We start from the raw sequence: 7397 nt of genomic DNA, 5'->3' as shown, positions 1-7397 counted from the left end.
CCGCCAAGCAGCCGGCACAAATCCCGGAGCATGGTGGTCTTGCCACTGGCGGGCGGCCCCAGCAGCAGTACACTTTGCCGGCTCTGTGCAAAAAGCTTCTCATAAAGAGCCTGTCCGCAGCCAAGCACCTGTTTTGCAATCCGGATATTCAAACTGCTCACATACCGAATGGTTTCCACTTCCCCGTCCCGGATCACCCCATTGCCGCAAAACCCGATCCGGTTACCGCCTTCTACCGTGACAAAGCCCTGGGATAGCTCTCGCTGAAAGCTGTACAAGGAATCGGCGCAGGCAGTTTTCAGACACGCCTGAAGCTGCGCCTGCCGCAGCGGCTCACAACCCGGCAGGGGCTGCTCCGTTCTTCCGTCATATACCCGGGGCAGCTGCTGTACCCGAAGCCGGATCTCCTGGATCTGCGCCTGCTGATGCTCCGGCAGCCGCCGGATTCCCTGGGCGGTGCTCTCAGGCACATACCGAAGCCCAAGGTTCAGTCCTGTTCCTTTCTGCATGCTCATCGCCTCCTGTCACACTATATGCTGCACCGGACAAGGTTATGCCGGTTCTGTAAAGCTGCTCCGGCGCATAGAATGCATACAGAATACAGCCATTATGAGGAGGAACACTATGCCCCGTATTTTTTTAAGTCCGTCCACCCAGGAGTGGAATACCTATGTAAACGGCGGAAACGAAGAACAGTATATGAATCTGCTGGCGGATGCCCTGGAGCCCTATCTGCTTGCCAGCGGCATATCCTTTGTACGGAACGATCCGGACCGGAACGTACTCGGCGCCATCCGGGATTCCAACGCCGGATACTATGATGTGCATCTGGCACTGCACACCAATGCGGCACCGGAATCCCTGGCAGGACAGCTCCGTGGTATTGACGTGTACTATTCCCCGGTCAGCTACAACAGCGAACGGCTGGCAACTATTATGGCAAACAATTTCAAGAGCATCTATCCCCTGCCCCAGCGGAGCAATGCGCTTGCCACCACAAGTCTTGGGGAGGTAACCCAGACCAGAGCAGTTGCAGTGCTGGCGGAAATCGGCTATCACGATAATCCGGAGGATGTAGCCTGGATCAAAGGCAATCTGCAACCTATAGCCGCCAATATCGCCCAGTCCCTGGCGGATTATTTCGGCATCCCCTTCAACAAACCCTCCGGCATCCGTACCGGCATCGTCACGGCAGACGGTTCCGCCCTGAATCTGCGGGGATATCCTTCTATGGAAGGCAGCATTCTGGGCAGCATTCCGGACGGCAGCGCCGTTCAGATCTACGGAGCGGTGGAAAACTGGTATGTGGTGTCCTACGATGGACAGCTTGGCTATGCCAACGGGGATTTCATCACCCTCACCAACGGAGAATCCGCATAAATAAACAGCCGGCGCAGGTGCACGCACACCTGTTCCGGCTGTTTTAAGGCAACACCGCACAAAGCCCGCTTGTCGGCTTTGCGCAGCATCTGCTGACGAAAAATCTGTTGGTACATCTACCACGCATTCTTTGTGCGGTGTTACCTTAAAAAAAGAAAGCGCCTCAAATGAGGCGCTTTCTTCGTTGGTTGGTATTACTTGAATACCGGCAGTTCGTTTTCGTCCGGATCAAACGGATCGCTCGTGGTGATCACATCGTCACATGCAAACTCTACGATTTCCAGTTCCGGCTTGCTGTAAGCTTCCTTCATGCTTATTCCCCTCCTTTATTCAGATTGTAGGTGTATACCTCATTATCATACATGTAAAGAGATTTTACCAATGCGATCAGTTTTTCATCCTTAGACTGCTCGCACGCCGCCTGTACATAGCTTAACGGCATGCAGGCAATGCCCCAGTCTCCCACAACGATTGTTTTGTCTGTCCGCAGCTCGGACATGCTGTAATCCACTTCAATCATGTAGTACTTGCCACTTCTATGCTTCATGTTATACTGCTCTGCAAGGGCGGGGTCCTCCACAACGAAGTAATGACGCATGGTCACCTGGGAATTCAGCACCAGACTGAAGCCGTAGTAGGAGATGCCCTCCGGCAGATCGTTCAGTGTATAAGGCCGACAATTCGGAATGGATAAGTGCTCCATTTCCTCCGTCATGGGAATCGGATCCGCATCCGGATCAAAGTACGCCTTTGCATAAGTACCGTAGTTGGACAGTGCCTGAACCAGGTCTGCTGCAGCTGCGTATTCTGTATTGTTGTCTTTGTTTTTCAGGATTGTGTTCAGATAATCCTCAACGGAGCAGTGATAAATCTTACCCTCTCCCTTGGCTGCGAATATCTGTACCGTGTATTTCTCGTGAATGTACTGTGCTGGTACCATGCAGTAGAAGGTATAGCTGCCGTCTGTATTTAGTATTGCATCGCGCAGGTATTGCTTTTCCACCTTGCCATCTGGCGTGGTAAACTGCATGTAAGTTTCTTCCGGGTTCTGAACGGATTCATCCAGCCCCATATACACATTCAGTCGGATTGCACTGTTGTCGATGGTCAGGCTGTTACCCAGCAGCTGTGCACCGATGCCGTCCTCAAAGTTACCGCATACGCTGCACTTATCGTCTTGATACACATGTGCCGGGCGGACGTCCTGATTGATATTGGAATAAGCGGTAGTGGGTACGGTATCTGCCTTGCAGTCCGCATACACATTGATCTGATACACTCTGGAACCACCTACCCGAGGTCTGCTTTCCTGACCCAGCACCTGTCCCCAGGCTTCTCCCAGCCGATAAGCCGCTTCACCGCCGGAAAGCTGCTCCTCAGTCAGTCCATTACCCTGCTCTCTGGTAAATGTCAGACCGGAGTCGTAATAAGATGCCAGCGTACTTGTGCTGCAGAATCCATAAAACGCAGAGGTTTCATCTCCCTCATTCCCCTGCACCGTACCAAGCATCAGGCAATTGGTCAAATAAGGACTATATGTTGAACAGCCAGAGAATCCTGCCAGATATGCCAGACTATTCTCCATGCTTTCATGGGTCACCGTTCCGTCAAACAGGCAGTTGGTAAAGTACGCTCCGGTATCTGAACTGCCCACAAAGCCGCCTGCTTGTACCGCTACGACACTGGATCCTGATTGTGTGCTGTTACCCAGCAGCTTAACATTCACACTGCTGGTGCAGTTTTCAATCAATGCGTTATTATTAGCAGACAAAGCAATACCGCCCGCACATCCAACTGCCGTCACATCACCATCTACATGCAAATTACGGATCACACCACCGTTACTAAGAGCACCAAAGGGTGCTGCTGCATTTGCGCTTTCATCCGTATATGCCACCGTCATGGTATATCCGTTCCCGTCAAAGGTTGCAGTGTATGTATTGTTCCCATTGCCGATTATAAGATCCGAAGGCATGGTCACATCATTCAGCAGCAACGCATTCGCATTGACATCTTTGTTCAGCAGCGCATTATATGCCCGGATATCCTCCTGGTTTTCAATCGCAACGTAGGATTCATTTTCCTTCACCGCTGCCTTAACCGTATACAAGGTCATAGGCCCCTGTATCACCAGACGTTCCGTGTAGACCTTGCCGTTCTGATCTGCATAACCCTGTCCATCCGGCAAGGTAAACACCGTGCCATAAAGCACCGGCTCCTGAACCACACCGTCGATGACGATCGGACAAAACTGCTGAACATTGACTGTATAGTCCTTGGTGATGTTCTGTCCGTCAAATTCGCCGTCCTCAGTGGAGTATGTAACGGTACAGCCCTCCGGCACTGCGGGCAGCTCCACGTTGCCACCGTCATAAATCTGAATCAACCGGGTAGAACCATCCGGCATATTGAAGGTTACAGTATGTACTGCTGCATCCAGCTTTTCAGCAGCAACCCCAGAATTTACCATTGATAGCTTGTAGCAAGTATCCTCAGTGTAGAAGTAATAAGCCTCGTCATAAGTAGTGAATGTCTCCGGCGTCCACAGGGTCACCTTACCTGTTTCGTCCGTATAAAGTCCTGACCAGGAAGAACCGCCCACCTGGGTAATGGCTGTGGGAGCGGTGATATCCGGCAGGGTAACCGTGTAATTGTGCAGCTCCTGTCCTGCTGCATTTCTCGCAGGTCCACCCCAGTCATACGTAACATCATTGATCAAATTCCCGCCAGTGAGCACAAAGTTCGTGGGAAGATAGAATGCTTTTAAATAGAGCGTTCCGCCGGACATATTGTACTTTGTATAAAACGGTAAATTATTATGACTGCCCACATCAAATGCAACGTTGCCTCCAAACATGTTGAACAATGGGCCATTCATGTCTTCATTGAAGCTTATAGCTGCACCGTCAACATTCGTCAGAGTCAGCTTTCCGCTCTGCTCCCCGTAGCTTTGAAAATTCATTACACCGGCAAAGGAGCAGGCTCGGAATGCCAAGGTGGAATCCGCCTTGGTGTACACGTTCATAGTACCTGCAATGTTCAACAGATCCACCGTGCCGTAATTTCCGCCGCAGCCGATTTCTCCGTCATCATTTTTTATGTCCACACCGTCAAAAATCACATGGACTGTTGTGCGACCTGGTACAGTAATCGTTGTGTCCACATAAGCGTCATTGATGTAGTTGCTGCCGGAGATGACATAGGTTGCCCCGTCCTGATCCAGGTTCAGACTGATCTGGTTGTTTTCGATCAGATCCGCTCCCAGGGTGATCTGGATGGCGTTTGCCTCATCCATCACAGAGGTGGACGCATACTGAGGCAGAGAAACAGCCTCAGTCACGATTTCCGGAACTGATGTCTGTTCCGGCACAGCCATAACAGACATCGCCATGCCGGTAGCAAGACTTGCTGTCATAGCGGCAATACAGAGAATGCCGACGATCTTTTTTCTGAGTGTGCTGCGTTTATTTTTTTCCATTCTCATACGCTTCCTTTTCTTTTTGATAATTATGGTAAACATCTCCCAGTGGAACTTCAGCATTCCAGGGTTTGTTCGCACTGATGTAATGCACGATTGAGTAGTTATCCCGCAGATAGGGTGCCACAATTGCCTGTCGTTCCGGATCCCTTCGCTCCATGGCTATGTTATTGGTGTAGTTCCAGGACACATCCAGCAGCTTTACATGCTCATGAAACAGAATGTTCAGCACATCCTGGTCATTATAGTATAACTGGTTGCTGTGCAAAGTCCGGCAAACCTGTTCAAAGGTCACAAGCTCCCGGCATGCGGCAAGATCCAGCAGCAGCACCCCTGCGTTGAAATATCCGTCCGTCCCGGGCAGATGCAGCACCTGCTTGACATAATCCGTGATATTGTAGGGCATATTGCCGCAGAACACCGCCCGCTTGGTGTGCTTTAAGATCTGCACGCCCACATCCGGTGCCGCACCCAGCGCACAGCCCTCCAGCGGAAGGTCAAACAGCCTGGAAATATCCCCGGTAACCACCGTGTCCGTATCCAGATAGATCATACGCCGATAGGATGCAAACAGCTCCGAAAGCAGGAACAACCGGTAATTGGTTTCAATGGTGTAATAGCTGCCCAGGTCAGAACGCAGCGCTTCGTCATACCGGTTGAGATTCACAAACCGCAGCTTGACATTCGGATACCGGCGGGCAATCTGACGGATCATGACCCGGTTGGACGCCTGAATCTCCCGGTGGAGAACCAAAATATCGTACAGCCGCTTGGGGTTTGCATTACGCAGCAGAGAATATAAACTGACCCCCAGATAGGGTGTGTAGTGATCGCTGCATGCATAGCAGATATTCACTGGCGCAAAAGATGGTTGTATCGCTTCCATTGCTGTCACCGCCTTATCAAGATATAAAATTGGAGCATATTCTGATAACCTATTGTAACACATTCTATTAAAAAATGCAACAGCATCCTGTGAATTTTTCAAGCACTCCCCTATATGATAAAGCATATAAAAAGTCCTGCATCTGAGGATGCAGGACTTTTTTCATCATTATGAATCCAGCTTCTTTCCGCACTTAATGCAGAATTTCTGCACGCCGGGCTGGAGAATCTGTGTTCCGCATTCCTTGCAGAATACAGGGGCAGGCGCCTGTGCTGGAGTTGTTTCATCTGGAGATGCTGCTGCCGGCTCAGTGGGCAGTTCTTCCGCCGGAGCAATCGGTTCCCCTGTCGGAGCGGCCGCCTCCTCTGACACGGATGTGCCCCCAGTGGGTGCATCGTCAAGCATCTCAGCAGGCGATTCCTCCTCTGAAGCCGTAGACGTTAGCGCTTCCCCAGTCGGTGTCTCAGATGCAGCGGACAGAGGCGCAGGCTCATCGGATACTCCGGCTGCAACAGGCACAGACTCCTGCACCGGTGCTTCCACACATTCAGGTGCTGCTGTCGGAATCTCAGAAAGGATCTCCGGCTCTGCCGCAGGCTTCTTGGTCAGTGACAGAATCATGGAAGCCAGAATCAGCATAAACACGGCAGCCAAGACGCCAATGCCGCCGAACATCAGCAGGGGTGCTGATGCACCGGAGGTGATGTCCGCCAGAACAGGCAGTTCCTGAAACAGATACTTTGCAGCCACATATCCGCCAACGCCGCCCAAAGTATATATGCCGGAAGGAACCAGCAGCGTGATGGCAAACGCACGGATACCATGTGCTGCCCGGCCTCTGCCGCTGCAAAACAGCACGCACCAGCGAACCAAAATCACAACCAGCAGCACCAGTTCACCCAGCATGAACCAAAGATTCAGCTGCAACCGGTTCCAGAACCTTCCGATTCCGGTGTTGTAGTACCGCACCACACCTTCATTGTATGCGGTACAGGAATCCTGCATTTCTGCCACCAGCGTATCCTTGTCCGCCTGGGTGATTTCAATCTGTAGCTTCTCCTGGATCATTGCCTGATTCTTGTCGAGTATATCCACGATCTCCTGGGGCGTAATGGTCTCCAGCGTATCTTCCGTCCCCCGGTAGTAATTCTGATAGTTGTCCAGCTTGCGCATCGCCAGGGCTTCCAGGTTCATCTGGTTCAGCACAGCCTCCACATCTCCGGTGGTGACTGCCGGATCTGTTACATATTCCCGGCGTATGTACTCTGCCAGAGTCATTTTTTCTTCATCATGCATCACATCCACCGTAGAAAACTTCACATTCTCCAGCGCTTTGTGGATTACATCCTTATTCAGCAGCACCCGTGCAGTGGCACATGCGATCAGATGATTCACCAGGATCAAAGTTGCCAGCACCAGCAAAAAGGAATGCCCTACAACGTACCCCTTTGAACGTCGTTTCTTTTTGCCGCACACATGGCATCGGCCCTTCTCATTCAGTTCACCACCGCATTTCTCACATTGCATATTGTTCCCTCCAAGCATTATTTAATTTATTATATCATACCTCTCCCGCAAAGTCAAACGAATCCAGGCAAGCAAAACGGATACAATGTAAACTTATTGCTTATAATCTGTGAACACAAAAAAAGC

4 protein-coding genes and 1 pseudogene are annotated in these 7397 nt (G+C 51.1%); 1 reads left to right on the top strand and 4 read right to left on the bottom strand.

Features of this window, described 5'->3' with window-relative positions:
- Positions 1 to 509: pseudogene (locus QVO51_RS08220) on the bottom strand (stage III sporulation protein AB); the annotation flags it as partial.
- A gap of 115 nt (positions 510 to 624) precedes the next feature.
- On the opposite strand from QVO51_RS08220, the gene QVO51_RS08215 reads away from it, so the two are divergent.
- Entirely contained in the window at positions 625 to 1380 is a 756-nt protein-coding gene (locus tag QVO51_RS08215; RefSeq protein ID WP_022358004.1) for an N-acetylmuramoyl-L-alanine amidase, read from the top strand.
- A 313-nt stretch (positions 1381 to 1693) separates the two neighbouring features.
- Here the strand turns inward: QVO51_RS08215 and QVO51_RS08210 are convergent, their stop codons facing one another.
- The 3 genes from QVO51_RS08210 to QVO51_RS08200 form a co-directional block, all read right to left on the bottom strand.
- On the bottom strand, positions 1694 to 4858 hold the full coding sequence (locus QVO51_RS08210) for a hypothetical protein (protein WP_288168025.1): 3165 nt from the start codon (positions 4856 to 4858) through the stop codon (positions 1694 to 1696).
- The gene (locus tag QVO51_RS08205) at positions 4845 to 5744 is read right to left on the bottom strand and encodes a glycosyltransferase family 8 protein (protein ID WP_022358002.1); all 900 of its coding nucleotides are present in this window, start codon (positions 5742 to 5744) and stop codon (positions 4845 to 4847) included. Before QVO51_RS08205 ends, QVO51_RS08210 begins: the two co-directional genes overlap by 14 nt.
- Positions 5745 to 5912: 168 nt before the next feature.
- Positions 5913 to 7271, bottom strand: a complete 1359-nt coding sequence (locus tag QVO51_RS08200; RefSeq protein WP_022358001.1) for a zinc ribbon domain-containing protein — start codon at positions 7269 to 7271, stop codon at positions 5913 to 5915.
- Positions 7272 to 7397 lie beyond the last annotated feature (126 nt).

Origin of the sequence: Ruminococcus sp. CAG:379 (assembly GCF_000434255.1) — a bacterium.
Classification (GTDB): Bacteria; Bacillota; Clostridia; order Oscillospirales; family Ruminococcaceae; genus Ruminococcus_F; species Ruminococcus_F champanellensis.
This window is presented reverse-complemented; position numbering and strand designations above follow the sequence as displayed.